Here is a 25,555-nt window from a genome sequence, read left to right as displayed (position 1 = left end):
AGAAGGCGGCGGCACCCGGCGTCAGGGCCGGGTGCCGCCCCACACTCATGCGCGCCGGATGTTCCAGAAGAGCGGCGGCTGGCCCTTCAGCAGGCCGGTCAGGTTCCGGCGGATCGCCGTCGGCTGGTAGTACATGCCGGTCGGCACATAGGGCACCTCGTCGAAGGCGATGCGCTGCATCTCGGCCGTGGCCGCCTTCTCCGCCGCCTCGTTCGGCGCGTTGAACCAGGCGTCGCGCTGCGCCTCGATCGCGGGGATCGTCGGCCAGCCGGGCCAGGCATTCTCGCCATTGCCGCGGATCGAGGCGTGGTTCGCCGGGTTCCAGTGGTCCACGCCCGACCAGAAGGTGAAGAAGCCCGACCAGCCGCCCTGCTCCAGCGGGTTGCGGCTGGCGCGGCGGGCCACCAGCGTGCCCCAATCCGTGCTCACCAGATCCACGTTGAAGCCCATCCGGCGGAACAGGTCCGCCCCCACCAGCGTCGCCGCGTTGATGGAGGAGAGGTCGGTCGCGTTCAGCAGCACGAGGCGCTGGCCGATCGCGCCCGCCGCCTGGAGTTCCGCGCGCGCCGCATCCACGCTCTTGCGCATGCGCTCCATGCTGACATTGCTGGCCGACGGGCTTTCCGGCGCGAAATAGCCGATGCCCTCGCGCCGCAGATCAGGCCGCCCCTCGATGCCCGAGGTGCCGATCACCGCCGTCATGAAGTCGGTCTGGTTGATCGCGGTCAGCACCGCGCGGCGCACCGCCGGGTTGTTGAAGGGCGCCGTCAGGTGGTTCGGGCGGAAGATGCCGATCAGCCCCGTGCCATTGATGATGTCCACACGCACGTTGCGCGCGGCGGCGCCGCGCAGGAAGAGCGGGAAGAGGTCCGCCGTCGGCTGCTCCCACCAGTCGATCTCGCCCGATTGCAGCGCGGCGGAGGCGGTCGCCGGGTCGGGCATGATGTGCCACTCGACGCGGTCGAAATGCGCGACCTTGCCGCCCGCCGTCATCGAGGCATTGCCCTGGCGCGGCACGTAGTCGGCGTTGCGCGAATAGGCGAGGCGCGAGCCCGGCACCCACTCGTTCTGGATGAAGCGATAGGGGCCGCTGCCCACGGCTTCGGTGATGTTGGTGAAGGGGTCCACATTCGCCAGCCGCTCGGGCATGATGAAGAGGCAGGACGTCGTGACCTTGCTGATGCATTCCAGCATCTTCGGGAAGGGCTGGTTCAGCCGGATGGTGAAGACGCGGTCGCTCACCTCGGTCATGTCGGCCACGCGGGCCATCAGCACCTGGCCGAAGGCGTCGCGCCGGCCCCAGCGGCGGATGGAGGCGATGCAGTCCCGGCCGCGCACCGGCGTGCCGTCATGGAACTTCAGGTTCTCGCGCAGCGTGAAGCGCCAGAGCAGCCCGTCATTCTCCACCACATGGCCCTCGGCCATCTGCGGCTGCGGGCGGAAATTCTCATCCATGCCGTAGAGCTGGTCATAGACCAGGAAGGCGTGGTCACGCGCCACGAAGGCGGTGTTGGTGAAGGGGTCGATATTCGGCAGGTTGGCATGCGGCACATAGCGCAGCACGCGGTTCTGCGCCGGCTGCGCCATGGCGGGCGCGGCGAGGCTCGCGGCGGGCAGCGCGGCCGCGCCGGCCAGGATCTGGCGACGTTGGATCATGGAGTGTCTCCCGAAGGTTTGTGACCGAAGCCTAGCAGGGGTTCGGGGCGTGTCTCCACCCAGACCGCCTTCATCTGCACGTATTCCAGCAGCCCCTCGATCCCCGAGGAACGCCCATGGCCCGAGGCGCCAAAGCCGCCGAAGGGAACCGAGACATGGATGGTGCGATAGCCGTTCACCCAGACAGTGCCGGCGCGCAGCCCGGCCGCCACGCGATGGGCGCGGGCACCATCCCGCGTCCAGACCGCGCCGGCCAGGCCGAAGCGCGTGGCGTTCGCCAGGCGCAGCGCCTCCGCCTCGTCGCGGAAGCGCTGGACGACGACGACGGGGCCAAACACCTCCTCCTGCACCGCGGTCGCGCCCTCGCCCAGGCCGTCCAGGATGGTGGGGGCCACGAAGCAGGCCGCGCCCCCGCCCGGCGCCGCGATGACGCGGGCGCCTTCGGATGCCGCGCCCGCCACCATGCCGCGCACATGCGCGCATTGCCGGGCATTGGCGATGGGGCCGAGCTCCGTCGCCTCATCCAGCGGGTCGCCCATGCGGATGCGGCCCATGGCTTCCGTCAGCGCCGCCACGAAGCGATCGGCGATGCCCTCCTCCACCAGCAGGCGCGAGCCGGCGACGCAGGATTGCCCCGCGCCCGCGAAGATCGCCTGCTGCGCGCCCTGCACGGCCGCGGCGAAATCCGCATCGGCGAAGACGATGTTGGCACTCTTGCCGCCGAGCTCCAGCACATGCGGCAGGCAGCGGGCGGCGCAGAGGGCGGCGACGCGCGCGCCCGTCGCCGGCCCGCCCACGAAGGTGAGCTTCCGCACCGCATCGGCCGCGATCAGCGCCTCCGCCTCCGCGGCGCCGCCGGCCACCACGTTCAGCGGCAGGCCGAGCCCATGGGCGAGCTGCGCGAGGCGCAGCGAGGTGACGGGCGTGTATTCCGAGGGCTTGAGCACCACCGCATTGCCGGCCGCCAAGGCCGGGAAGGCGTTCCAGCCCGCGGTGAAGAGCGGCGCATTCCAGGGCGTGATGGCGAGGATCAGGCCATAGGGCTCGGGCCGGAGATAGACGAGGTGCCCCGATGGGACCGGCGTGGTGCGGCCTTCGATCTTGTCCGCCCAGCCCGCGTAATACTCCGCCATCTCGGCCACGCGCGCGACCTCGGCCCGCGCATCCCGGATGGGTTTTCCCGAATTGGCGCATTCCGCCTGGGCCAGCGCCTCGGCCTCGGCGCGGATGGCGGCCCCCAGCGCCCAGAGGCGGCGCCCGCGCTCGGCGGCCGGCAGCGCGGCCCAGTCCGGGGCGGGCCTGGCGGCCTGAACCGCCAGATCGGCCCCGGCCAGGCGGTACTCGGCGAGAGGGCCACCGGTTGCGGGGTCGGCCAGGGCCATGGCGGCGCCGGCGCCTGGATGGGCCGCGCCCGCGATCACGGCGCCGGGGATGGCGCCGCCGAACCAGGCGTCGAGCCGGGCCTGGAGCGCGTCACGCGCGCGGCTCATGGCAGGCTCCGGAAGGGAAGATGGCGCAAGCTTGGGCCCCAGTCCCGCGCAAGGGCGGGGAAATCATGGTGGCGGGCCGATTCCCGCCGATTCAGCTTTTCGGACAAATGCCATGCGGGCAATGGGCGGCCGTGCCCGGGCTGGGCTGGGCCGGGCTGCGGTCGTTCCGCGAGGCCCATGATGCGCGAAACCCGGGCCGGGTGGTCATCAAAGGCGACAGGGGCGAGGCGTTCCATCATTCCCGGAAAATAGTCCTAATTCCCATGAAAATCAACCAAAACAGTGCCATCGCCCCAGGAAGGAGGGGGCGCGGGGGAACCGGTTCCCCCGCCTGCTTCATTCACCCCCCGAAGATTCCCGCCGCCACCCGGTTGAACTCCGCCACATCCGGCACGTCGGACCCTTCCCAGGCCGCCGCCGCCGCGCCGCAGACGGAAAGCCCCGCGCCGACCTCCTCCGCCAGCGCCAGCGCGAGCCGCACATCCTTGCGCATCAGCCCCGCCGTGAAGCCGGAATCGAAGCTCCCGCTCGAAATCCAGCGCGGCCAGTTCACCTCGGTCGCGGCCGAGCGGCCGGAGGCGGCGTTGATCACGGGCAGGATCGCCTCGGGCGACACGCCGGCGCGGTCCGCCATCCGCAGCGCCTCGGCGGCGGCCGCGAGATGCGTCGCCACCAGCAGGTTATTGGCGAGCTTCGCCACCTGCCCCGCCCCGCTTTCGCCCACATGGACGATGCGCGCGGCCAGCAGCAGCAGCAGGGGCCGCGCGCGCTCCAGCGCCGCGGCCGAGCCGCCGACCATGATGGCGAGTTGCCCCGCCGCCGCCCCGGCCGGCCCGCCCGAGACCGGCGTGTCGAGATAGGCCACACCCGCCGCGTCGCATCGCGCCGCGAAGCCGCGCGCCTGCCCCGGCTCGATGGTCGAGGTGTCGGCGATCACCGCGCCCTGCGGCATGTGCGGCAGCAGCGCGGCCAGCACCGCCCCCACCGCGCCGGCATGCGGCAGGGAGAGGATGACCAGCGGCGCGGCCACGCCCGCCGGCGTCGCGCAGGCGATGGCGCCTGCCGCGCGCGCCGCCTCGCGCAGCGCCGGGTCCAGGTCGAAGCCCTGCACCCCCTGCCCCTCTGCGCGCAGGCGCCGCAGCATGGCGCCCCCCATCTGCCCGAGCCCCACAATCCCGATCATCGCCACCTCACACCGAAAGCGCCGAGCTTAATCCGCCGCCGCAATTGCGCCATGCGGGGGCGCGAGAAGCGCCGGGATGCGCGCGATGATCGAACAATTCCTCCGCTTCGGCGTGGTGGGCACGGTGGGCTTCGTGGTGGATTCCGCGGTGCTGCTGGGCATGATGGCGCTGGGCGCCGGCCCCTATGGCGGGCGCGTCGTCTCCTACCTTGTCGCCGCCAGCACCACCTTCGCGCTGAACCGCGCCTGGACCTTCCGGAGCGCGCGGCGCGATGCCCCGGTGGCCGCGCAATGGGGCCGCTTCGTCCTGCTGAACCTGGCCGGCTTCGCCGCCAATTACGGCACCTATGCCGCACTCGTGGCGGGCCTGCCGCTGGTCGCCGCCAACCCGGTGCTGGGCGTGGCCGCGGGCTCGCTGGCGGGGATGTTCATCAATTTCGGCCTGTCGCGCCGCTTCGTCTTCCAGGGCGGCTAGAGCATGATCCGCTGAGGTGGGAGCACCGAAGCGATGGATCATCCTCTCAAGCGGGCTCGAACACGCCTGCAAGCCGGGCGACATCGCTCCCTGACCTGGAAAAGCATGGGAAAACAGATGGCTGGCGTCCCTCCAACCCATCCGCCGACGGTGAGGGCCGCGAAGCCACGCCGCGCGGCCTGGCTTTCCAGGAGGATCCTTCGCCAGGTCCGCAACTCCGCCCTGCCGCGCCACGCCCGTGCGCAAGGGCAAGCGCGCCGGAGGTGGCGGAACGCGATCTAGGGTTTGGCTTACGCTGCATACAGGCGTATCCTTCCCACGCCGACGGATCGGGCTATCTGCCGGAACGACCCGTCGCAAGGAGAGGAGTGCCGTGACCACGCCGACCAGCCGACGTGCCCTGGCCGGGTTCGCCCTCGCCGGAGCCCCCTTGGGGATGGCCGCGGCGCAGCCCGCGCCGCTTCAGTTCGGCGTCATGCCGAATGTCAGCGCGCGGATCCTGCTCGGCCAATACCAGCCCTTCCGCAGCTTCCTCGAGCAGGAGCTGGCCCGCCCGGTCGAGGTGGTGACCGCCCCGGGCCTTGCGGCCTTCCAGGAGCGCAGCGTGGCGGGCGCCTTCGGCCTCGTCGTCACCGCCGCCAATCTGGGCCGCGTGGCGCAGCTCGATGCCGGGCTCACGCCCATCGCCATCTATGAGCCGCGCATCCCGGGCACCATCGTCACCCTGCGCAACCGCCCGCTCGCCGCCGCGGCCGAGCTGCGCGGCACCACCATCGCGATGACCAACCCGCAATCGCTGGTGGCGCTGAAGTTCATCCATTGGGCACGCGCCCAGGGCATCGAGATCGGCCGCGACGCGCGCGCCACCCATGCCCGCAACGAGGACAGCCTGGCCCAGCTGCTCAACGGCGTGGAGACGCGGGCCGCGGTCATGAGCCAGGGCGAGTTCAACGCCATCCGGGCCGACATCCGCGAGAACCTCGTGGTCTGGCAGGTCTTCATCCGCGTGCCGGGCTTCTTCGTGCTGCTCGGCCCCCGCACGCCCGAAGCCGAGGCCGCGCGCATCACGGCCGCCCTCGCCCGCTTCCCCGGCAGCGCCCAGGGCCGCGAATTCTTCGCCGCCACCGGCTTCAACGGCATCCGCCCCATCACCCCGGCCGACCTGGCCGAGCTGGATGACGTGGTGGAGGAGACGCGCGCCTTCCTGCGCGGCGCCTGAGTGCGTGCCTGGTCCGGATTGATGCGCATCTCCCTCCGGATCAAGCTCTTCGCGCTCGCCGCCTCGGCGCTGCTGCTGCTGGCCGGCGTGCTCACCTTCATGCAGGACCGCCTGGTGCTGCGCGCGCTGGAGGCGGAGCTGCATGCCCGCGCCATCGCCGTCTGCCCGATCCTGGAGACCGCGCTCGCGACCCCGCTGGCCGAACGCGACTACGCCACCGCCCAGGCCGTGCTGCGGGAGGGCGTGGCCTCGGGCAGCTTCGCCCACATGGTGCTGCTGGATGCGCGGGGGCAACTGATCTCGAGCGAGGGCTGGTCCTTCGGCGACGGCATGCCCCAACCCGGCCGCTTCCTCATGGCCAATGGCGAGGAGCGGCAGCTCTACACCGTGCCGCTCTCGCTGGCGGGCCAGCCGCTCGGCACGCTGCATTTCGGCCTCTCGCGCGAGCCGTTGCAGGCGGCGCACCGGGCGCTGCTGCTGGGCGCGGTGGTGGTGGGCCTGATCTCGCTGGCCTTGCTCGTTCCGCTGGTCGAGCTCGGCAACCGCATGCTGTTCCAGCCCATGCGGCGGCTGGAGGCGGCGGCCGCGCGCATCCGGGACGGCGACTACGACATCACGCTGAAGCCCCAGGGCCAGGACGAGGTGGCGCGCCTCACCCTGGCGTTCAGCCAGATGGCGGAGGCGATGCGCGCCCGCCTGCGCGCCCTGATGGCGAGCGAGGCCGCCCAGGCCGTGCTGCTGGAAAACGCCCGCATCCGCGAGATCGACCTGCGCGAGGCGCGCGACAAGGCGGAAGTCGCCAACCGCGCGAAGAGCGAGTTCCTGGCCAATATGAGCCATGAGCTGCGAACGCCGCTCAACGGCATCCTCGGCATGGCGCAGGTGCTGGACGACCCCGCTCGCCCCGCGGCGGATCGCGAGGCGATCGCCGCCATCCTCGAATCGGGGCAGCAACTGCTCCGCCTCATCAACGACGTGCTGGAACTTTCGCTCTTCGAAACGGGCGGCACCGTGCTGCGCCCCGTCCTGGTGCCCGCCCGCGGCCTCTTCGCCCCGGCGCTGGCGCCGGCCGCCGCCGCCGCCCGCCGCAAGGGCCTGGCCTGGAGCCTCACCATCACGCCCGAGCTGCCGCAGACGCTCAGGGCCGATCCCGCGCGCATCACGCAGCTGCTCGGCCACCTCGCGGATAACGCGGTGAAATTCACCGAGCAGGGCGAGATCGCCGTCCATGTCACCTGGACGCAGCGCGACGCCACGCGGGGGGTGCTGCGCGTCGAGCTGCGGGATACGGGGATCGGCATCCCGCCCGCGCTCCGCCCGCGCCTTTTCCTGCGCTTCAGCCAGGCGGAAAGCAGCACCACGCGGCGCTATGGCGGCATCGGCCTCGGGCTGGCCATCTGCCGGCATCTGACGGAACTGATGGATGGCGTGATCGGCTTCGACAGCACGGCCGGCCAGGGCAGCGTCTTCTGGTTCGAGATCCCGCTCGCGACGGCCTAGGGCGGATATGTCAACGAGGGGGAGAATGGTCGGAGTGAGAGGATTCGAACCTCCGGCCCCCGCGTCCCGAACACGGTGCTCTACCAGGCTGAGCTACACTCCGACGCCTGTGCAGCGCGTCATAGCGGCAGGACGCGCCCTCGGCAAGCCAGGGTCTTGCAGAAGGCGTGAAACAGGAATCTGATGATTTTCCATTCCTCAGGAGATTTCGCATGAAGCACTGGTTGGCCGGTCTTGGAGCCGTGGCGCTGATGGGCGGCGCCCCCGTGCTGGAGGCGATGGCGCAGCCCAGCCCCGCCGCCGTGGTCACGGAGCGCCGCGAGGGCTTCAAGGCCGCGGGCGACAACATGACCGCCGTCGCCGCCGTCGCCCGCGCGGGCGGCGATCCGCGCGGCACGGTGGAGCGCATCGCCGCCATCCAGGCCTGGTTCGCCACGGCCGGCACGCTCTTCCCGGCCGGGACGCAGCAGGGCGCCGCCGGCCTCGACACCCGCGCCCTGCCCGCGATCTGGACGGACCGCGCGGGCTTCGACGCCGCGATGGCCGCGGTGCAGCCGCGCCTCGCCGCCCTGCGCGAGGCCGCGGCCTCGGGCAATGTCGCCAATTTCCAGGCCGCCGTGCAGGCGACGGGTGCGGCCTGCGGCGATTGCCACCGCCCCTACCGGGCGCGCTGAAGCTGTTCCGAGAGCCTGCCGGCCGACTCGGCCGGCAGGAAGAAGAAGCTGAAGACATAGGGGTCCGACGCCGCGAAGACCGCGGGGTCGGGGCTCGCCACCTGCATCGTCGCGGCGTCGAATTCGGCCATCGGCCGCAGCGCCGCCGCGTGCCAGAAGAACCCGGCATAGCCGAGCCCGGCCAGCAGCGCCGGCACATCCCGCGTGCTGCCCGCCCTGTGCCGCTCCTCGATCTCGATGGAGAGCACGGGGCGTGAGCGCGTCAGCGTCCGCCTGGCACCCTCCAGCACCTCCTGCTCCGCCCCTTCGGCATCGAGCTTGATCGCCGTCACATCCTGCAGCCCGAGGCTGTCCAGCGTCGCCACGCGCACGCGATGCGACTCGGTGGTGACGCTCGCATGCCCGGCGTAGTCCTTGCTGATGCTGGCCCATTGCTCCTGCGCCACGCCATCCAGCACGGGCAGCGTCAGCACCGCCTCGCCCGCCGCGGCGCCGAGGGCCACGTCATGCAGCGTCACATGCGGCGGCACGGCGCCGAACGCCCCCGCCAGCGCTGCCCGCAGCCGGCCCATCGCGGAGGGCAGTGGCTCGAAGGCATGCACGCGGCTCCCGGGAAGCTTCGCGAAGGGGATCGTCAGCAGCCCGTCATGCGCGCCGATATCCAGCAGCACCCCTGGCCGATGGAGCGCGCGATGGAAATCGAGCTCCTCCATCAGAGGCTCATCACGCCCCGCGAGACGGGAACCACGCCGCCGCCGACCCGCACGCGGATGCCGCCATCCAGCTCGCGCCGCGCGGCCAGCACGAGAAGGCTCGGCCGGCCAAGATCGGCGCCCTGCTCCACCTCCAGCGCGAGCGAGGAGCCGCCCGCCAGATGCAGCAGCAGGCCGGCGAGCGCGACATTGGCGCTGCCCGTCGCCGGGTCCTCCACCACGCCGTTCAGCGGCGCGAACATCCGCGCGCGCCTGCGCCCGATGCCGAGCGGCGTGTGCAGCAGCAGACCCACCGGCGGGCTCGCCATCGGGCCGAAGCATTGGCGCATGGCGAGGATGTCGGGTGTCGCGGCGGCGAGCAGCTCCACATCCTCGATCTCGGCGATGACGAAGGGCGCGCCGCAGCCGGCCATGAGCGGCGGATGCGCGTTCACATGGATCGCCTCCACCGGCAGGGCGCAGCAGGCCGCGATCGCCGCGCGATCGAAGGAAACGCCGAGCGTGAGCGGCAGCGGCGCCTCGATCTCGGCCGCGACCGGCCCGCCCGCGGTTCCCCCATTGGGGCCGCGCGTGAGCCAGGCCGTGACATGCCCGGCCGGCTGTTCGAGCACGAGTTGCTCCCCCTCATGGCCGATGCGCCGCGCGATCATCACGGCCGCGCCCACATTGGGGTGGCCGGCGAAGGGCAGCTCCATGCCGGGCGTGAAGATGCGCAGCCGCACATCGGCGGGCTCGCGCTCGGGCGGCAGGACGAAGACGGTCTCGGAGAGGTTGAATTCGCGCGCGATGGCCTGCAGCGCCGTATCCTCCAGCCCATCCGCGCCATAGACCAGGGCCAGCGGATTGCCGCCGAAGCGGGCGCTCGTGAAGACGTCGCAAGTTTCGAATTCAACGTCCATCGAGCGCCTCGCTGATCGCCTGGTTCATGCGCCGCACGCCGGCGGCCGCCCCCTCGGGATGGTTCCACACCGCGCCCACCACCGCCAGGAAATCCGCCCCCGCGCGCACCAGCGGCGCGCAATTCGCGGCCGTGATCCCGCCGATGGCGACGGAGGGGATCTCCATCAGCTCGCTCCACCATTCGAGCAGCCCGGTCTCGGCCACATGCTGCGTCTCCTTCGTCGAGGTCGGGAAGAAGGCGCCGAAGGCGACGTAATCCGCGCCCATCTCGCCGGCATTCATCGCGAGATGGCGCGAGGCATGGCAGGTGATTCCCAGGATCTTGCCGTTGAGCAGCATGCGCGCCCCGGCATGGTCGCCATCGGACTGCCCCAGATGCGCGCCGTCGCAGCCCAGCTCGGCGGCCAGATGCGCGTCGTCATTCAGCAGGAAGGCCACGTCGCGCTTCTGCGCGATCGGCATCAGGCGCTGGACGGCGCGTCTGACGTCGTCGCGCGGCGCATCCTTCAGGCGCAGTTGCAGGCAGGCGACATCGCCCGCATCCAAGGCGGCGGCGAGGTGATCCTCGAAGCCGGGCGGCAGCACGGGGGGCGTGATGAGGTAGAGGCGGCAGCGGTCATCCATTGCTCCTGTGTCGCCCGTGGGCGCAGCTTTGGGAAGCCATGTGGCAGTCGCGGCGCCGCCCGCGCGTTCCCCCGGCTCAGGCCAGGGAGGGCGCGCATGGATTGGCAGGGGATCATCAGGGAGCTTCTGGGCCCCGGCGCGGTGCCGCAGACCGGCACGCCATTGCCGGGCCGCCAGGGCCAGGGCGGCGGCCTCGCGGAATTGCTGGGCGGGGCGGCGGGCGGCGGCGGCACGCTCGGCGAGCTGCTGCAACGCATCCGCCCGCCCATGGGCCATGCCGCCGGGGCGGCCGCGGCGGGCGGGCTGCTCGGCTCCCTGCTGGGCGGGGGCCGCGGCGGGCTGCTGCGCGTGGGCGGCATGGCCGTGGTGGGGCTGCTGGCGCATCGCGCCTATGAGCAATGGAAGGCGCAGCAGGGCGGCGGCGGGGCGCCGGGGGTGGAGGAATTCGCCCGGCCTGAGGCCGAGGCCACCGGCGGCCGCCCCTTCGGCCTCGCCCTGGTGCAGGCGATGATGGCCGCCGCCCGCGCCGACGGCACGATGGACGCCGCCGAGCGGGAGCGCATCTTCGCCGAGGCGGAGCGCCTGAACCTCGACCCCGGCGAGAAGGCCGAGATGTTCCGCATCCTGGAGGTGAGCGCCGATCCCGAAACCGTCGCCCGGCTGGCCGAGACCGACGCGCAGAAGGCCGAGCTCTACACCGCATCCGCGCTGATCATCGGCGAGGCCGGGGCGGCCGAGCGCGCCTATCTCCAGGCGCTGGCGGGCGCGCTCGACCTGCCGCCCGGCCTGGTCCAGCGGCTGGAGGCGGAGCTGCGCGAGGCGGCGGCCCTGCCCGGGGCGGCGTGATCCGCTACTCCGGGAGCCAGGGCCCGAAATCCTGCCGCAGGGCCTCCATCACGCGCGGCGGCAGCGCGGGCCCGCCCTGGCGGGCCGCGAGCAGCGCCACCAGCGCCCGCGCGCGCGGATCGTCCGGCGCGCGGCGCAGCGCCTCGGCCAGATCGGCCGAGGCATCCTGCCCCGCCAGCAGCGCGAGGCCCGCCCGCGCCGTGAAGGGCGCGGCGTCGCGCAGGCCGGCGGCGGCGATGGCGCGGGCCAGTTCGGCCTCGGCGCGCCGCAATTCACCGATGCGGTGCAGCACCAGCGCGCGCTCGGCCATCAGGCGTGCATCGCCCGGCGCCTCGCGAAGGCCCGCCTCATAGGCGGTGAGGGCGGCGCCGAATTCATCCAGCGCGCGCCAGGCATTGCCGGCGGCAAGTTGCGCGGACGGGTCGGCCAGCGCGGGGCCGGCGCACAGCAAGGCGGCACAGAAGATGCGGCGCATCAAACCCTCCCTGGCCCGGCATCCTGCCGAACCGCCCCTCAACCACGCAAGGCGATGCCGGTGCCCAGCAGCAGCAGCCCCGCGAAGAAGACGCGCTTGAACATCGCCTCGGACAGCCGCCCGCGCAGCGCCGCTCCCAGCGCCTGGCCCGCCAGCGCCGGCAGCAGGGCGAGGGCCGAGGTGAGGAGCTGTGGCCCCGCCAGCGCGCCGCTGCCGCCCAGCAGCACCCCCAGCGCCAGCGTCGAGACCAGGAAGGCCAGCCCCAGGGCGCGCACCAGTTCATCCCGCGCGAGGCCGATGCCCTGCAGCCAGGGCACGGCCGGGATGACGAAGACGCCCGTCGCCGCCGTCAGCGCGCCGGTCAGCGTGCCCACCAGCCCGCCCACGCGCTCCGGCCAGCGCGGCCGCCACGCGAAGAGGCCAAGCGCGCCATAAGCCGCGAGCGCGACACCCAGCAGCGTGGCTCCGTAGCGCCCGCCGAAGCCGCCCCAGGCGAGGCCGCCCAGCGCGGTGCCCAGCACGACGCCGGCCAGCATGGGCCAGAGCCGGCGCGCGAGGCGCCAGGCCTGCCGCAGGGGCGCGATCTGCACGAGGTTCGTCACGAAGGAGGGCAGCAGCAGCAGCGCGGCCGCCTGCGCCGGGGGGACCAGCAGGCTCAGGAGCGCCATGGCGATGGTCGGCAGGCCGAGCCCGATCAGCCCCTTGCTGAAGCCGGCCAGAAGAAAGACGCCCGCGATGGCGATGAGATGAAGTGCGGAATCGAACATGGCCCGAGGCTAGCGCCCCGGGCCATGCGAAGCTTCGGCGACGGCCGAAGAAATCAGGGCCTGGTTCAGCCCTTGCTCTTGTAGATGTCGATGATGTCGGAGAGCAGCTTCAGCGCCTCGTCCTTCGGGCGCTGGAAGGCGTTGCGGCCGACGATGGAGCCATTGCCGCCACCGGCATGGATGGCGCGCACCTCGTTCAGCAGCGCATCGGCGCCCTTGGCCTCACCGCCCGAGAACACCACCAGGCGACGGCCGGCGAAGCAGGCCTGCACGATGTGGGCAATGCGCGCGGCCGCGTCCTTCACATCCACGGGATGCGACTGGTAGGTCTTCTTCGCCGCATCCAGGAAGATCGCATCCGTCGGCGGCTTCACCTTGATGATGTGCGCGCCGGTCAGGGCCGCGATGTGCGCCGCATAAGCCGCGATGTCCAGCGCCGTCTCGCCCACCTTGTCCAGCATCGGGCCGCGCGGATAGGACCACGTCACCACGGCGAGGCCGACCGCCTTCGCCTCGGCGGAGAGCTCGCGCAGCTCCTCCATCATCTCGAACTGGTATTCCGAGCCCGGATAGATGGTGAAGCCGATGGCCGAGCAACCGAGGCGCAGCGCGTCCTGCACCGTCGCCGTCACGGCCTGGTCCTTCGTCGTGGAGAGGCTGTTGCTGCTGTTGACCTTGAGGATGGTCGGGATGCAGCCGGCATAGGAACCGGCGGCCGCCTCCAGCGCGCCGAGCGGCGCCGCATAGGCGTTCAGCCCGGCCTCGATCGCCAGCTCGAAATGGTAGCGCGGGTCATAGGCGGGCGGGTTGGGCGCGAAGCTGCGGGCCGGGCCGTGCTCGAAGCCCTGGTCCACCGGGAGGATGACCATGCGGCCCGTGCCGGCGAGCTTGCCGGTCATCAGGATGCGGGCGATGTTGCCCTTCGTCCCGGGGTTGTCGCTCTCGTACCACGAGAGGATTTCCTTGACCTTGCGCGTGAGCCGCATCGGGCGCTTCCTTTCCAAAGGGTCGAAATTTGAATGTGATCTAGGGCAGATCGAGCCAGCGTGCCAGATGGACCCGGCCCCGTGGCGCCTCGAAATCAACCCGCGCCAGATCGAGCGCGGGCGGTGCGGTGGCGAGCAGCGTCGCCCCCATCCCCTCCGCGAGCGCGGCCATCGCGGCCCAGGCCGGGACATGGGGGGCCAGCACCACGCGGGGAAGCCCCGCGCGCAACGCGGCCAGCGCATGACCGGGCGCCGCACCCGCATCGAGGATTCCCTGGGCCAGCGCGCCATGCGGCGCGAGCAGCGCGAGGAACCCCGCGACACCGAGATACCCCGCCGCCCCGGGCGCCGAAAGCAGGGCGAGAGGCCGGCCCGCCGCCACCTCCAGCGCGAAGGCCACGTCCCGCGCACCGTGGATGATGACGGCCGGCACTTCCCTTGGTTGACCCTGAACCGGCTGCATGCCAACGCTTTCCCATGCAGAGCGCTGGCAGGTCCAGCACCCGGGAGCAGGCCTTGGACGCGAACGACATCACCCTTCTTGCCGCGGACCGGCTGGAAGCGGCCCTGGAGCGGTTGGCCGAAGCCCTGGAAGCCCGTGAACGCCGGCACCTCGAAGCCCGCGAAGCCGCCGTGGAGGCCGCCGTGCGGGCCGCGCGCGAGTCCGCGCTCGCCGAAGCGCGCGCCGGTCTTCCCGCCCCCGGCGACATGGTCTCCCGCGCCGATATCGAACGGCTTTCCGGCCGCCTGGATGAGGCGCTGGGCAAGCTGCGCGCCCTGGTCGGCGACGAATCCGCCGCCGAGATCTGAGGAGGACGCCCATGGGCCAGGTGAATATCCGCGTGAACGGCTACAGCCACACCATCGGCTGCAAGGATGGCGAGGAGCAGCACGTCCAGGACCTCGTCGGCCAGATCGAGGAGAAGGTGCGCGTCATCCGATCCATGGGCGGACAGTTCAGCGAATCGCGCATGCTGCTGCATGTCGCGCTCCTTTTCGCGGACGAGGCGAACGACCTGCGGATCGACCTCGCGCGCCTGCGCAGCCAGGGCGGCGCGGCCCCCGTCGTCGCCGCCACGACCGACCCGCGCCTCGCCGAACGCCTCTCGCGCATCGCCGAGCGGATCGAGGGCATCGCGAACGCGATCGAGAAGCCGTAGCGCCGTCAGGCCAGGCGGAGGCGGAACCGCAGCGTCGCCATCAGGTCCCGCAGGGCGGCCGTCGCCGCCGCGGCCTCGCCCAGGCCGCTCAGGCCGCGGCGGATCACCTGCTCCGGCACCTGGCCGGCATGCACCATGGACCAGCGCGGAAAGACGCGCCGCGCCGCGGGGTGCAGCGCCAGCAGCGTCACGTCCCGGTGGCGCGGGTCCCGGGCGATGCGGGCATAGAGCGCCTCCAGCGCGCCGCGCTCCCCTTCCAGCACCTGGGCGAACCAGCGGCGGCTGTGCAGCAGCGCCCCGGTCAGCCCGGCCTCGGCATTGTGTCGCCGCGCCACCTCCAGGATGGCCGCCAGATGCCGGGCGGATTCCGCCCCGCTCGCCGCCGTCGCGCGGCTGACATAGGCGAGGCGGTGCAGGCCGGCGGTGGAGGGCGGCAGGATGCGGTCCTCGGCGATCAGCGCCTCGCCCGCCGCGCGCAGCAGCAGCGCGGCCCGCGCCTGGCCGGAGGCCGAGGCCGCCGCCGCCATGCCGAGAAAGGAGGCACCAAGCGGCGCCCCGCCCGCGGGGCGGGGCGATGGATCAGCGATCGTGTGGGTCTCCGGGCCGGACATCCGTTCTGGACTCGTTTTGGTCGGATCAGCTTGCGCCCTTCGGCGAAGCGGCGCCAGCACGATCTCGCTTTCCTTGCCTTTCGCCGCCCCAGGGCCTACCTCTGGGTGGCGAGGCTGCCCGGTGCGTCAGGTACAGACATCCCCAGGGCCAATACGCAACTCCCGGGAACTGGCGCTGGCTGGGCCGTGGTCCGGCTATCTGGTGCCCACCTGCTTATGGCAGGCCTTGGGAGGATGCAGACGCCAACGGCCAGGGCGGCTTCGCACACTCACCGCCCCAGGGGGGGCTCGCTTTGCGAGCCCCCCCTGGGGCGGTGAGTGTGAATTTTTTGTCGCCCTCAGACGCCGGGCGCGGCCTCCGGCCGCTGGGCTTCGGATCGCTGAAGCGATCCGCCGGCCGCACGTGCGGCCGGATACTCATCTGTCGTGCCCTCAGACGCCGGGCGCGGCCTCCGGCCGCTGGGCTTCGGATCGCTGAAGCGATCCGCCGGCCGCACGTGCGGCCGGATACTCATCTGTCGTGCCCTCAGACACCGGGCGCGGCCTCCGGCCGCTGGGCTTCGGATCGCTGAAGCGATCCGCCGGGCCTGTTCGGCCCGGATTCTCGGTGCGCATCGCAGAGGCTCCACAGCCGCCGCCCCCGGACTCGCCATCGTTCCGGCTTGCGCTACATCTTCCCCGATGACCGAAGCCCCCCTCCTCGCCGCCAAGGCCGAAGCCCGCCGGACGGCCCTCGCGGCCCGGTGCGCCTGGCCCGGGGCGGGCGACATGCTGCGTGACCTCATCCTGCGCGAGGCCCCGCCGCCACCCGGCGCCGTCATCGGCGGCTTCTGGTCAATGGGCAACGAAATCCCGACGCGCCCCCTGCTTGAGGCCCTCCACGCACGCGGCCATGTCGTGGCACTCCCGGTCACGCCGCCGCGCGGCAACCCGCTCTTCTTCCGCCCCTGGTCCCCCGGCACCGCCATGACGCCCGGCCCGATGGGCACGCAGCACCCGGCCGGGGGCGATGCCGTGACACCCGACTGGCTCATCGTCCCGCTCCTCGCCTTCGACCGCAGCGGCGCCCGGCTCGGCTATGGCGGGGGGTATTACGACCGGACGCTCACCCTGCTACGCGCCAGCAATCCCAGCCTTACCGCCATCGGCGTCGCCTATGCCGCGCAGGAGATCACCCAGGTGCCCACCGGCCCGCATGACGCGCCCCTCACCGCCATCGCCACCGAGCGGGGCGTGATCCGCCCGTGAAGATCCTCTTCCTCGGCGACATCGTCGGCCGCTCGGGCCGCGACGCCCTGACCCAGCGCCTGCCCGCGCTGCGCGCGCAGCTCGACCTCGACCTCGTCGTGGTGAATGGCGAGAATGCGAGCCACGGCTTCGGCCTCGCCCCCGACATGGCGCGCGCCTTCCTGGCCGCGGGCACCGACGTCATCACGTTGGGCAATCACGCTTGGGACCGGCGGGAGATCATCCCCTTCCTGGAAGAGGAGAAGCGCGTCATCCGCCCCGCCAACTTCCCCCCCGGCACGCCCGGCGCGGGTGCGGTGGTGGTGGAGGTCCGCGGCGGCCGGCGCGCGCTGGTGATGAACGTGATGGGCCGCCTCTTCATGGACCCGCTGGATGACCCGTTCCGCGCCGTCCAGGCCGAGTTGCAACGGCATACGCTGGGCCGCACCATCCAGGCCGCCATCCTCGACGTGCATGCCGAGGCGAGCAGCGAGAAGCAGGCCTTCGGCCACAGCTTCGACGGGATGCTCAGCCTGGTGATCGGCACCCACACCCATGTGCCGACCGCCGACCACCAGATCCTCCCCGGCGGCACCGCCTACCAGACCGATGCCGGCATGTGCGGCGATTACGACAGCGTGATCGGCATGCAGAAGGGCGGCGCGGCGCTCCGCTTCTGGAAGAAGATGCCCGGCGAGAAGCTGGCGCCGGCCGAGGGGGAGGCCACGCTCTGCGGCCTCTACCTCGAAACCGACGACGCGACGGGCCTCGCCACCCGCGTGGCGCCGCTGCGCCAGGGCGGCCGGCTGAGCCAGATCGTGCCATAGAGCCTGATCGTCCCTGGCGGCATCGCCAGGGACGTGAATCAGCCTCGCAACCAAGTCCCCCAAGGTTGACGCCGCCGCCCCCTCCTCCCTATACACCCGCACGTCCGGGCTGGAGCTTCCTTCGCCGGCCCATGCCTTTTGACCTTTGCTTTCCCTTTCGTTGAGATTCTCAGGAGCCTGCCGTGAAGCGCACCTATCAGCCCTCCAAGCTCGTCCGGAAGCGCCGGCACGGTTTCCGCGCCCGCACCGCCACCGTGGGTGGCCGCAAGGTGCTGGCCAACCGCCGCTCCAAGGGCCGCGCCAAGCTCTCCGCCTGATCCATTGAGCCCCGCGGCGCGAGAGGGAGGGCCAGCCATGCTCGGTCGCCTCAAGCGCCGCGCGGAATTTGTTCGGGCGGCCAAGGCCGGGCGCAAAGCGGCGCGGGATTCCCTGGTGCTCCAGGCCCTGCCCCGCACGGATGACGAAACCCGGCTCGGCTTCACCGCCACCAAGAAGATCGGCAATGCGGTCGCCCGCAACCGCGCCAAGCGCCGCCTGCGCGCCGCCGCCCGGCTGCATTTCGCGGCCCATCCAGCGCCCGGTCATGACCTGGTGCTGATCGCCCGCGACAGCACCGGCTCCTGCCCCTTCCCGTCGCTCCTGGCCGACCTGCAATCCGCGCTCCGCAAGGCCGGCGTGACACCGCCGCGATGAATCCCGGAACCGCCGTGCTCAAGGGCGCCGTCATCGCCTATCAATGGACCCTGCGGCCCATCCTCGGCTGCAATTGCCGCTTCCATCCCTCCTGCTCCAGCTTCGCTGTCGAGGCGCTGACCGAGCATGGCGCGCTGCGCGGCTCCTGGCTCTCCGCCCGGCGCGTGCTGCGCTGCAACCCCTGGCATCCGGGTGGCTACGACCCGGTCCCGCCCTCCCTGAATCGGCTGGCCGCGCGCGGCCCCGAAACCTGATCGAGACCCATGGACCAGAAGCGCCTCCTCGCCGCGATCGCCCTTTCGATCGGCATCCTGCTGACCTTCGAGGTCTATAACCGCTCGCAGAATCCGGCCCCGGTCACGCCGCCGCCGGCCGCCAGCACGGCCGCCGTGCCGCTGCCGAGCACGCCCGCGACGCCGGGCGGCGCCGCGGCGCCGGGGGCCGCCAGCGTCACCGCCGCACCCGCCGTGACGCCGGCGCAGATGATCGCGGTCGAGAATCCGCGCGTGCAGGGCCGCATCTCGGCCCGCGGCCTGATGTTGGAATCGCTGATCCTCAAGGACTATCGCGAGACGATCGAGCGCAACTCGCCCCTCGTCACCCTGCTGGCGCCCCGCACCACGCCCGAGGGCTATTTCGGCCAATGGGGCTGGACGGCCGCCGATGGCCGCACCCGCGTGCCCGACAACGACACCGACTGGACCGTGACCGGCGGACCGCTGACGGCCACCAACCCCGTCACCTTCACCTGGGACAATGGCCAGGGCCAGGTCTTCCAGGCGCTGCTCAGCCTCGACGCCAACTACATGTTCCACATGCAGCAGCGCGTGGTGAACAACGCGGCCGAGCCCGTGCAGCTCCTCCCCTGGGCCCGCATCCGCCGCGAGCGCACCCCGCAGGTGGCCGGCTTCTTCATCCTGCATGAGGGCTTCATCGCCGTGCAGGATGGCCGCCTGACCGAGATCACCTACAGCGACGGCAAGAAGGAACAGACCGGCCCCCGCCGCGCCCAGGGCTCCGCCTGGGACAATGAGGCGGCCGAGGGCTGGGCCGGCCTTTCCGACAAGTACTGGCTGACGGCGCTGACCCGCGCCGATGACGGCACGCGCCTGCGCTCCGCCTTCCGCCACATCCAGGATGGCCCGATCGATCGCTGGCAGGTGGATGTGGCGCCGCCGGCACCCGTCACCATCGCCCCCGGTGCGACCGATGCGCTCGCCACCCGCCTCTTCGCCGGCGCCAAGGAAGTCCGCCTGCTGGATGACTACGCGACGCGCCTGCGGATCCAGGACTTCGACAAGGCGATCGACTTCGGCTGGTTCTATTTCATCACCAAGCCCTTCTTCTACGGGCTGGACTGGCTCTTCGTGCTCACCGGCAACATGGGCATCGCCATCCTGCTCTTCACGCTCGGCCTGAAGATCGCCTTCTTCCCGCTGGCGAACAAGGCGTACAAGAGCATGAGCCGGATGCGCCTGCTCGCGCCGAAGATGACCGAGATCCGCGAGCGGTATAAGGAAGAACCGCAGAAGATGCAGGCCGAGATGATGAGCCTGTACAAGACCGAGAAGATCAATCCGGCCTCGGGCTGCCTGCCCATCCTGATCCAGATCCCGGTCTTCTTCGCGCTCTACAAGGTGCTCTTCGTCACCATCGAGATGCGGCACGCGCCCTTCTTCGGCTGGATCCGCGACCTCTCGGCGCCCGACCCGACGAACTTCTTCAACCTCTTCGGCCTGATCCCCTTCGATCCGCCGAGCTTCCTGCATCTGCCGGCCTGGGCCATCGCCATGGGCCTGACCATGTACTTCCAGCAGAAGCTGAACCCCCAACCGCCTGATCCGATCCAGCAGAAGATCTTCCAGTGGATGCCGGTGATCTTCACCTTCATGCTGGCGAGCTTCCCGGCGGGCCTGGTCATCTACTGGACCTGGAACAACCTGCTCTCCATCGGCCAGCAGTGGTACATCATGCGCCTCGACGCCAAGGCGCAGGCCGCCAAGCCGCCGAGCCAGGGCGGCACCGGGGGCGGCGCGATCGCCGCCGCCAAGAAGTGACCCTTCCTGCCGGCGGTCTGATCGAGGCGAAGGACGAGGAGCAGCGCGCGGCCCTGATCGAGGCCGGGCGCCTGCTCTTCGCACGTCCCTGCACCTTCTTCACCGCCGCCCAGGGCCTCGACCACCTGCCGCCGCCGGAGGGGATCGAGGTCGCACTCGCCGGTCGTTCCAACGTGGGCAAGTCCTCGCTGATGAACGCGCTGACGGGCCAGAAGGCGCTGGCCCGCGTCTCGGTGACACCCGGCCGCACCAAGCAGCTCAACTTCTTCCACCTGGATGAAGGCCGCCTCACCCTCGTGGACATGCCGGGCTATGGCTACGCCAAGGCCTCCAAATCGGTGAAGGAGGATTGGCAGGGCCTGATGTTCGACTATCTCCGCGGCCGCCCCAACCTCCGCCGTGTGCTGCTGCTGATGGACAGCCGCATCGAGACCAAGGCGTCGGACACCGCGGTGATGGACCTGCTGGACCGCGCCGCCGTCCCCTTCCAGCTCGTGCTGACCAAGGCCGACAGCGTGAAGCCCGCGCAGCTCAAGGCGCGCGAGGCCGAGATCCAGGCGCTGGCCCGCAAGCACCCCGCCGGCCATCCGCTGGTGCTCACCACCAGCAGCGAGACCGGGCTCGGCATGCCCGAATTGCGGGCCGAGCTTGCGGCGCTGGCGGCTTGACGCACTCCTGAACGCGGCCGATTAGCGCAGGCAAATCTTCGAGGAACAGCCCCATGGACGACGCCATCGCGCAGATGCAGACGCTGATCGGCGCCCTGCCCTACCTCAAGCGCTATGACGACCAGATCGTCGTGGTGAAATACGGTGGCCACGCCATGGGCGAGGAGGAAACCGCGCTGCGCTTCGGCCGCGACATCGCGCTGCTGGAGCAGGTCGGCGTGAACCCCGTCGTGGTGCATGGCGGCGGCCCGCAGATCAACGCCATGCTGAGCCGCCTCGGCGTGAAATCCACCTTCGTGCAGGGCCTGCGCGTGACCGACCAGCAGATGGTCGAGGTGGTCGAGATGGTCCTCTGCGGCACCGTCAACAAGCAGGTGGCGGAGAGCATCACCCGCGCCGGCGCGCTCGCCGTCGGCATCTCGGGCAAGGATGGCGGCCTCGTCACCGCCCGGCGCGCGACCCGCGTGGTGAAGAACCCCGAGACGAACCAGGAGGAGGTGCTGGACCTCGGCCTGGTGGGTGAGCCCGAGAGCGTGGACACCCGCGTGCTCGAATTGCTGATGGGCGCCGACATCGTCCCCGTCATCGCGCCGCTCGGCGTGGGCCGCGACGGGCAGACCTACAACATCAACGCCGATACCGTCTCGGGCGCCATCGCCGGCGCGCTGAAGGCCGAGCGCATGCTGATGCTGACCGACGTGGCCGGCGTGATGGACGCGAACAAGACATTCATCCCCGAGATGACGGTGGCGGAAGCCCGCGCCGGCATCGCCGCGGGCTGGATCGCGGGCGGCATGATCCCCAAGGTCGAGACCTGCATCTACGCCGTGGAACGCGGCGTGAAGGGCGCGGTCATCCTCGATGGCCGCGTGCCGCATGCGGTGCTGCGCGAGCTCTTCACCGATGGCGGCGCGGGGACGCTCATCAAGCCCTGACCGCAGCACCGGGGCGGGTTTCACCCAGGGGCTGCAACATCCGCTGCGCTGTGTTAGACATTTTCCCGCATAGGTAGCATGGCCGGGCATGGCCATGCGCCGCACGGGATCGGACAGCGCGTGACAACCGGGCGCGAGGACAGCACAGGGTCGGGCCGCGCGGCGCCACCGGACCGCGGGCGCCGCTGGTGGATCCTTCCACAGCGCGCCGTGCCGGCCCTCATTCTTGCCGCCAGCTTCATCATCCTCATGTCGCTCGCCATCAGCACGGCGCGCAACCTCTCGCGCGGCGAGGCGCTGGCCGTCTCGGGCGCCGAAGCCGCGATCTCGCGCGCCGTCGCCGTCGCGCAATCCGTGCTGGATCGCCATTTCCTCCAGGTGGATGGCCAGGTCTCGGGCCTCGCCGAGTGGCTGGAACACGGCTTCATCTCGCCGGCCGATCCGCAGCGCGCGAGCCTGGCGCTCGAACAGCTCGCCGCGCACAGCTACACCCATCGCAACCTGATGCTGGCCGATGCGCGGGGCGAGGTCTGGGCCTCGGCCATCGCCGCGCGCATCGGCCAGTCCCTGCCCCTGCCGCGCGGCGTGCTGGATGCGGCGACGCAGTCCGGCCCGGCCGTGCTGCACGGCCCGCTGCGCAACATGGAGACCGGGCTCTCCATGCTGCTGCTGCTGCGCCGCGTCGGCCAGGATGCCGAAGCGCGGCCCATCCTCGCCGTCGCCGAGATCCCGACCGCCATGATCAGCGGCGTCCTGGCACCCATGGTCAACCCGCCCGAGATGCGCGTCCGCCTGGAGAACCGGGAGGGGCTGGTGCTGGCCGCCGGCCCCGGCCAGACCTTCCTGGTGGGCCAGGTGCTGCGCGCGCCGGAAACCGAACGCCGCGACGGCGAGGTAAGCCGCCGGGAGGCCCGCCAGGGCCAGGGGCAGGTCTTCGCCGCCGCCCGGCCCATCATGCTGCCCGGCCTCTATGCCGTGGTGAGCCTGCCAGAGGGAGTGGCGCTGGCCGGCTGGCCCCGGCTGCGGCTCAGCATCCTGGTGGGGTCGGGCATCGCGGCGCTGCTCGTCATCGCCCTCGCCGCCGCCCTCTTCTTCGCCAGCTGGAACAGTCAGCGCGCCGCGCGCGAGCGCGAGATGGCCGATGCCCGGCTGCGCGCGGCGATCGACAGCCTGCCCGACGGCTTCGTCCTCTGGGACGCCGAGGATCGCCTCGTCGTCTGCAACTCCCGCTACCGCGACATCCATGGCCCCGTGGCCCATCTGCTGCTGCCCGGCCTGCCCTTCATCGAGCTGGCCCGCGCCTGGGTGACGCAGGGCCTGCTGGTCCCGCATGGCCGCTCGCCCGAGGCGTTCATGGAGGAGCTGCTCACCCGCCACCGCACCGCGACCGGCCAGCCCGAGCGCGAATTGCGGGATGGCCGCTGGATGCGGATCGCGACGCGCCGCATGTCCGATGGCGGCCTTGTCGTCGTCGTTACCGAGATCACGGAGCTGAAGCAGGCCATGGGCGCGCTCGCCGCCGCGCGCGACGCGGCCGACCAGGCGACGACGGCCAAGTCCAACCTCCTCGCCCATGTCAGCCATGAGCTGCGGACGCCGCTCGCGAGCCTGCTGCGCCTGGCCGATGCGCTCCAGCGCCAGGCGGGCCTCTCCGCCACCAACCGCCACCAGGCGGGCCTGGTCGGCGCCACGGCGCGGCATCTCCTGGCGCTGGCCAACGAGGTGCTGGACCTCGCCGCGATGGAGGCGCAGAGCCTGACCCTGCACCCCGAGGTCGCGGCCACGCAGGAGATCTTCCTCGACGCCGTCGCCATGGTGCGCCCGCTGGCCGAGGCGAAGGGGGTGGCACTGCGCTTCACCTCGGACGGCCTGCCCTCCCACATGCGGGTGGACGCGACGCGGCTGCGCCAGATGGTGCTGAACCTGCTCTCCAATGCCGTGAAGTTCACGCCCGAAGGAAGCGAGGTGCGGCTCGCGGCCCGCGCCGAATCGGGGCGGCTCGTCTTTGAGGTGTCGGACCAGGGGGCGGGCGTGCCGGAAGCCGAGCGCGGGCGCCTCTTCCGCGACTTCACGCGGCTCGCCTCCAGCCTGCCGGAGGGCACCGGCCTCGGCCTGTCCATCACGGCGCGGCTGGCCACGCTGATGGGCGGGCGGATCGGCTGCGCCGATGCCGAGCCCGGTCCCGGCGCCCGCTTCTGGATCGAGCTGCCGCTGCAGCCCGCCGCCGCCCCCGAGCCCGAGGCGGTGGCCGACCCCGCGCCCCCCCGCCGCCTGCGCGTGCTGGCGGTGGATGACGCCCCCTCCAACCTTTCGGTGCTGCGCGCCCTGCTGGCGCAGAGCGACCTCGAGCTCGAGACCGTGACCGAGGGCCGCGCGGCGCTGGAGGCGGTGGAGGTGGCGGCACGCGAGGGCCGGCCCTTCGACGTGGTGCTGATGGACGTGATGATGCCCGAGATGGACGGGAAGGAGACGACGCGCCGCCTGCGCGCCCTGCCCGGCACCATGGGCCGCATGCCCATCATCGCCGTCACCGCCAGCGCCTTCCCCGAGGATATCGCCGAGACGCGGGCGGCCGGCATGGACAGCCATGTCATCAAGCCGGTGGACCGCACGCTGCTGCTCAAGGCGCTCTTCGCCGCCACAACGCCGCCCCCGCCCGCCGACCCCGCGCCCGAGGCGCTGGAGGCGCTGCGCCCCATGCTCCTGGCCGAGCTGAACCTGCGCCTCACCCAGCTCGACATCGCGCTGCGCGAGGGCGCGCCCGCCATTCCCATCGTCCATGCGCTGGCCGGCACCATCGGCCATCTCGGCGCGCCGCAGCAGGTGACGCGCACGCGCCGCGTGCTGCAGGCGCTGCGCGAGGAGGACCCGGCGGCGCTGAAGCTGGCCCGCGCCCTGCTGGACGAGCTGCGCTTCAGCTTCCCCGAGGCGACGGCCGCCGCCTGACACGACAAGGGCGGCCCGCAGGCCGCCCCCCTCGAACCATCGCCTTGGGGCAGCCTCACCCCTGGACCGTGCTGCGTGCACATGCGTTCACTCCGCGCGGTCCAGCCTTTCACGGAGAGGATGATTCAGCGTTTCGGCGATTCCGCCTCAACGCATCATGCTCTCGCCGCGGCACTGCACCGCGGCGATGCGGCAGGTGGCGTGGCCCTCGCGCGAGCGGCACTCGGACAGCGCATCGCGCTCCGCCGCCTCGCGCGTCTCGCCACTGCCGGCGGCGGTCGCCAGCACGTCGAAGGTCGAAGCGTCGGAGGTCATCAGGAAGGCCGAGCGATGGCGGCGCACCGCCTGGGCCACCGCGCCGCAGGCCGCCGTGAACTCGGCGACGACGCGGCAGCCCGGGCCCGCCTGGGTGCAGCGCGCCTCGGCATGGCGGAAGGCGGCCAGGCGGTCGCGCTCGCCCACCACCAGGCCGAAGGCGGCCGAGGGGCTGCGGGCGGCGAAGATCACGCCATGGCTCACAGCGGGCATCTGGTGTGCCACGAGCTGGCCGCGGCCCGCGGAGGGGTTCTGCACCTGCTGCTGGGCATGGGCCTGGCCCGCGCCGCACCGCACGCGGCAGGCCTGGGCCGCGGCCGGATGCGCGCCCGGCCGCGCGGCCTGCTGCAGGCAATCCGCCCGGCAGGCGGCGGCGAGGTCGGCCTGCATGCGGCTCATGCGCTCCTGCTGGGCGCGGCTCGCGGCACCCGAGGCGGCGTTGGGCGCGGCGGCGGCGGTGCCGATCGTGACGAGGCAGATCAGGGCGGTGAGGAGCAGGCGGCGCATCGGCGTGGTCTCCGGGAAGCGGGGCGTTTCGATGGGCCGAACCTGCCCGCCCTCTGTCGCGCCCGGATCGCGCGGCGGGGCCCGCTTCGTCGCGTCTGTCG

General features: G+C 71.9%; 28 protein-coding genes, 1 tRNA gene and 1 other RNA gene. 17 read left to right on the top strand and 13 right to left on the bottom strand.

The genetic code is table 11. From position 1 onward, the window contains the following. Nucleotides 1–45 precede the first annotated feature (45 nt). The 3 genes from ACQ860_RS20980 to ACQ860_RS20970 all read right to left on the bottom strand — a co-directional run bounded on the left by ACQ860_RS20980 (nucleotide 46) and on the right by ACQ860_RS20970 (nucleotide 4,329). Entirely contained in the window at nucleotides 46–1,653 is a 1,608-nt protein-coding gene (locus ACQ860_RS20980) for an ABC transporter substrate-binding protein (RefSeq protein ID WP_431305798.1), read from the bottom strand. Then, nucleotides 1,653–3,146: an aldehyde dehydrogenase family protein gene (locus tag ACQ860_RS20975; RefSeq protein ID WP_431305265.1), complete on the bottom strand. Its 1,494-nt coding sequence runs from the start codon at nucleotides 3,144–3,146 to the stop codon at nucleotides 1,653–1,655. Before ACQ860_RS20975 ends, ACQ860_RS20980 begins: the two co-directional genes overlap by 1 nt. A 340-nt stretch (nucleotides 3,147–3,486) precedes the next feature. Beyond that, nucleotides 3,487–4,329: an NAD(P)-dependent oxidoreductase gene (locus ACQ860_RS20970; RefSeq protein WP_431305264.1), complete on the bottom strand. Its 843-nt coding sequence runs from the start codon at nucleotides 4,327–4,329 to the stop codon at nucleotides 3,487–3,489. Between the two features lie 85 nt (nucleotides 4,330–4,414). Here ACQ860_RS20970 and ACQ860_RS20965 point away from each other — a divergent pair, with 85 nt between their 5' ends. The 3 genes from ACQ860_RS20965 (at nucleotide 4,415) to ACQ860_RS20955 (ending at nucleotide 7,523) form a co-directional block, all read left to right on the top strand. Then, nucleotides 4,415–4,804, top strand: coding sequence for a GtrA family protein (locus ACQ860_RS20965; protein WP_431305263.1), 390 nt, complete (start codon nucleotides 4,415–4,417; stop codon nucleotides 4,802–4,804). A 373-nt stretch (nucleotides 4,805–5,177) separates the two neighbouring features. After that, entirely contained in the window at nucleotides 5,178–6,023 is an 846-nt protein-coding gene (locus ACQ860_RS20960; protein ID WP_431305262.1) for a phosphate/phosphite/phosphonate ABC transporter substrate-binding protein, read from the top strand. A 21-nt stretch (nucleotides 6,024–6,044) separates the two neighbouring features. After that, entirely contained in the window at nucleotides 6,045–7,523 is a 1,479-nt protein-coding gene (locus ACQ860_RS20955; protein WP_431305261.1) for an ATP-binding protein, read from the top strand. Between the two features lie 26 nt (nucleotides 7,524–7,549). Here ACQ860_RS20955 and ACQ860_RS20950 read toward each other — a convergent pair. Then, nucleotides 7,550–7,626 (bottom strand) — tRNA-Pro (locus ACQ860_RS20950). A 109-nt stretch (nucleotides 7,627–7,735) separates the two neighbouring features. Here ACQ860_RS20950 and ACQ860_RS20945 point away from each other — a divergent pair. Further along, nucleotides 7,736–8,197 (top strand): cytochrome c, encoded by a 462-nt coding sequence (locus ACQ860_RS20945; protein WP_431305260.1) that lies wholly within the window; start codon nucleotides 7,736–7,738, stop codon nucleotides 8,195–8,197. On the opposite strand, the gene ACQ860_RS20940 is transcribed toward ACQ860_RS20945, so the two are convergent. From ACQ860_RS20940 to thiE, 3 genes are read right to left on the bottom strand one after another with little or no spacing between them, the layout of a single operon-like run. Continuing rightward, complete coding sequence (locus ACQ860_RS20940; RefSeq protein ID WP_431305259.1) at nucleotides 8,182–8,910, bottom strand: FkbM family methyltransferase; 729 nt, start codon at nucleotides 8,908–8,910, stop codon at nucleotides 8,182–8,184. The genes ACQ860_RS20945 and ACQ860_RS20940 overlap by 16 nt on opposite strands. Beyond that, complete coding sequence (locus tag ACQ860_RS20935) at nucleotides 8,910–9,809, bottom strand: PhzF family phenazine biosynthesis protein (protein WP_431305258.1); 900 nt, start codon at nucleotides 9,807–9,809, stop codon at nucleotides 8,910–8,912. Before ACQ860_RS20935 ends, ACQ860_RS20940 begins: the two co-directional genes overlap by 1 nt. Beyond that, on the bottom strand, nucleotides 9,799–10,434 hold the full coding sequence (gene thiE, locus ACQ860_RS20930; protein WP_431305257.1) for a thiamine phosphate synthase: 636 nt from the start codon (nucleotides 10,432–10,434) through the stop codon (nucleotides 9,799–9,801). Before thiE ends, ACQ860_RS20935 begins: the two co-directional genes overlap by 11 nt. A gap of 96 nt (nucleotides 10,435–10,530) precedes the next feature. On the opposite strand from thiE, the gene ACQ860_RS20925 reads away from it, so the two are divergent. Further along, nucleotides 10,531–11,280 (top strand): tellurite resistance TerB family protein, encoded by a 750-nt coding sequence (locus ACQ860_RS20925; RefSeq protein WP_431305256.1) that lies wholly within the window; start codon nucleotides 10,531–10,533, stop codon nucleotides 11,278–11,280. Between the two features lie 4 nt (nucleotides 11,281–11,284). On the opposite strand, the gene ACQ860_RS20920 is transcribed toward ACQ860_RS20925, so the two are convergent. From ACQ860_RS20920 to ACQ860_RS20905, 4 genes are all read right to left on the bottom strand, one after another. Further along, entirely contained in the window at nucleotides 11,285–11,755 is a 471-nt protein-coding gene (locus tag ACQ860_RS20920; RefSeq protein ID WP_431305255.1) for a hypothetical protein, read from the bottom strand. Between the two features lie 38 nt (nucleotides 11,756–11,793). After that, nucleotides 11,794–12,522, bottom strand: a complete 729-nt coding sequence (locus tag ACQ860_RS20915; RefSeq protein ID WP_431305254.1) for a sulfite exporter TauE/SafE family protein — start codon at nucleotides 12,520–12,522, stop codon at nucleotides 11,794–11,796. A gap of 65 nt (nucleotides 12,523–12,587) precedes the next feature. Then, on the bottom strand, nucleotides 12,588–13,508 hold the full coding sequence (locus ACQ860_RS20910) for a class I fructose-bisphosphate aldolase (protein WP_431305253.1): 921 nt from the start codon (nucleotides 13,506–13,508) through the stop codon (nucleotides 12,588–12,590). Between the two features lie 40 nt (nucleotides 13,509–13,548). Continuing rightward, on the bottom strand, nucleotides 13,549–13,941 hold the full coding sequence (locus ACQ860_RS20905) for a hypothetical protein (RefSeq protein WP_431305252.1): 393 nt from the start codon (nucleotides 13,939–13,941) through the stop codon (nucleotides 13,549–13,551). An 83-nt stretch (nucleotides 13,942–14,024) separates the two neighbouring features. Between ACQ860_RS20905 and ACQ860_RS20900 the strand changes: the two genes are divergently transcribed. Further along, nucleotides 14,025–14,318, top strand: a complete 294-nt coding sequence (locus ACQ860_RS20900; RefSeq protein ID WP_431305251.1) for a hypothetical protein — start codon at nucleotides 14,025–14,027, stop codon at nucleotides 14,316–14,318. An 11-nt stretch (nucleotides 14,319–14,329) separates the two neighbouring features. Then, entirely contained in the window at nucleotides 14,330–14,668 is a 339-nt protein-coding gene (locus ACQ860_RS20895) for a cell division protein ZapA (protein WP_431305250.1), read from the top strand. 5 nt (nucleotides 14,669–14,673) lie between these two features. On the opposite strand, the gene ACQ860_RS20890 is transcribed toward ACQ860_RS20895, so the two are convergent. Beyond that, the gene (locus ACQ860_RS20890; protein ID WP_431305249.1) at nucleotides 14,674–15,279 is read right to left on the bottom strand and encodes a BLUF domain-containing protein; all 606 of its coding nucleotides are present in this window, start codon (nucleotides 15,277–15,279) and stop codon (nucleotides 14,674–14,676) included. Between the two features lie 108 nt (nucleotides 15,280–15,387). Here ACQ860_RS20890 and ssrS point away from each other — a divergent pair. From ssrS to ACQ860_RS20840, 10 genes are all read left to right on the top strand, one after another. Beyond that, a non-coding RNA gene (gene ssrS, locus ACQ860_RS20885) (6S RNA) lies at nucleotides 15,388–15,545 on the top strand. Nucleotides 15,546–15,960: 415 nt separating this feature from the next. After that, on the top strand, nucleotides 15,961–16,527 hold the full coding sequence (locus ACQ860_RS20880) for a 5-formyltetrahydrofolate cyclo-ligase (protein WP_431305248.1): 567 nt from the start codon (nucleotides 15,961–15,963) through the stop codon (nucleotides 16,525–16,527). Then, nucleotides 16,524–17,333 carry a TIGR00282 family metallophosphoesterase gene (locus ACQ860_RS20875; protein ID WP_431305247.1) on the top strand — a complete coding sequence of 270 codons (810 nt, stop codon included), beginning with the start codon at nucleotides 16,524–16,526 and terminating at the stop codon, nucleotides 17,331–17,333. Before ACQ860_RS20880 ends, ACQ860_RS20875 begins: the two co-directional genes overlap by 4 nt. 182 nt (nucleotides 17,334–17,515) lie before the next feature. Further along, nucleotides 17,516–17,650: a 50S ribosomal protein L34 gene (gene rpmH, locus ACQ860_RS20870; RefSeq protein ID WP_131547129.1), complete on the top strand. Its 135-nt coding sequence runs from the start codon at nucleotides 17,516–17,518 to the stop codon at nucleotides 17,648–17,650. Between the two features lie 37 nt (nucleotides 17,651–17,687). Next, entirely contained in the window at nucleotides 17,688–18,026 is a 339-nt protein-coding gene (gene rnpA, locus ACQ860_RS20865) for a ribonuclease P protein component (protein WP_431305246.1), read from the top strand. Further along, complete coding sequence (gene yidD, locus ACQ860_RS20860; RefSeq protein ID WP_431305245.1) at nucleotides 18,023–18,280, top strand: membrane protein insertion efficiency factor YidD; 258 nt, start codon at nucleotides 18,023–18,025, stop codon at nucleotides 18,278–18,280. The genes rnpA and yidD overlap by 4 nt, the downstream gene beginning before the upstream one ends. A gap of 9 nt (nucleotides 18,281–18,289) precedes the next feature. Further along, a complete protein-coding gene (yidC, locus tag ACQ860_RS20855) occupies nucleotides 18,290–20,083 on the top strand; it encodes a membrane protein insertase YidC (RefSeq protein ID WP_431305244.1) in 1,794 nt (597 codons plus the stop codon). Beyond that, on the top strand, nucleotides 20,080–20,751 hold the full coding sequence (gene yihA, locus ACQ860_RS20850) for a ribosome biogenesis GTP-binding protein YihA/YsxC (RefSeq protein WP_431305243.1): 672 nt from the start codon (nucleotides 20,080–20,082) through the stop codon (nucleotides 20,749–20,751). The genes yidC and yihA overlap by 4 nt, the downstream gene beginning before the upstream one ends. 53 nt (nucleotides 20,752–20,804) lie before the next feature. Continuing rightward, on the top strand, nucleotides 20,805–21,686 hold the full coding sequence (gene argB, locus ACQ860_RS20845; RefSeq protein WP_431305242.1) for an acetylglutamate kinase: 882 nt from the start codon (nucleotides 20,805–20,807) through the stop codon (nucleotides 21,684–21,686). Nucleotides 21,687–21,896: 210 nt separating this feature from the next. Then, nucleotides 21,897–24,632, top strand: coding sequence for an ATP-binding protein (locus ACQ860_RS20840; RefSeq protein WP_431305241.1), 2,736 nt, complete (start codon nucleotides 21,897–21,899; stop codon nucleotides 24,630–24,632). Between the two features lie 147 nt (nucleotides 24,633–24,779). Here ACQ860_RS20840 and ACQ860_RS20835 read toward each other — a convergent pair whose 3' ends face one another. Further along, nucleotides 24,780–25,454, bottom strand: coding sequence for a DUF4189 domain-containing protein (locus tag ACQ860_RS20835; protein WP_431305240.1), 675 nt, complete (start codon nucleotides 25,452–25,454; stop codon nucleotides 24,780–24,782). Between the last annotated feature and the right edge of the window lie 101 nt (nucleotides 25,455–25,555).

The sequence above is a fragment of the Sediminicoccus sp. BL-A-41-H5 genome, assembly GCF_050632405.1.
In the GTDB taxonomy this organism is placed as follows: domain Bacteria; phylum Pseudomonadota; class Alphaproteobacteria; order Acetobacterales; family Acetobacteraceae; genus Roseococcus.
This window is presented reverse-complemented; position numbering and strand designations above follow the sequence as displayed.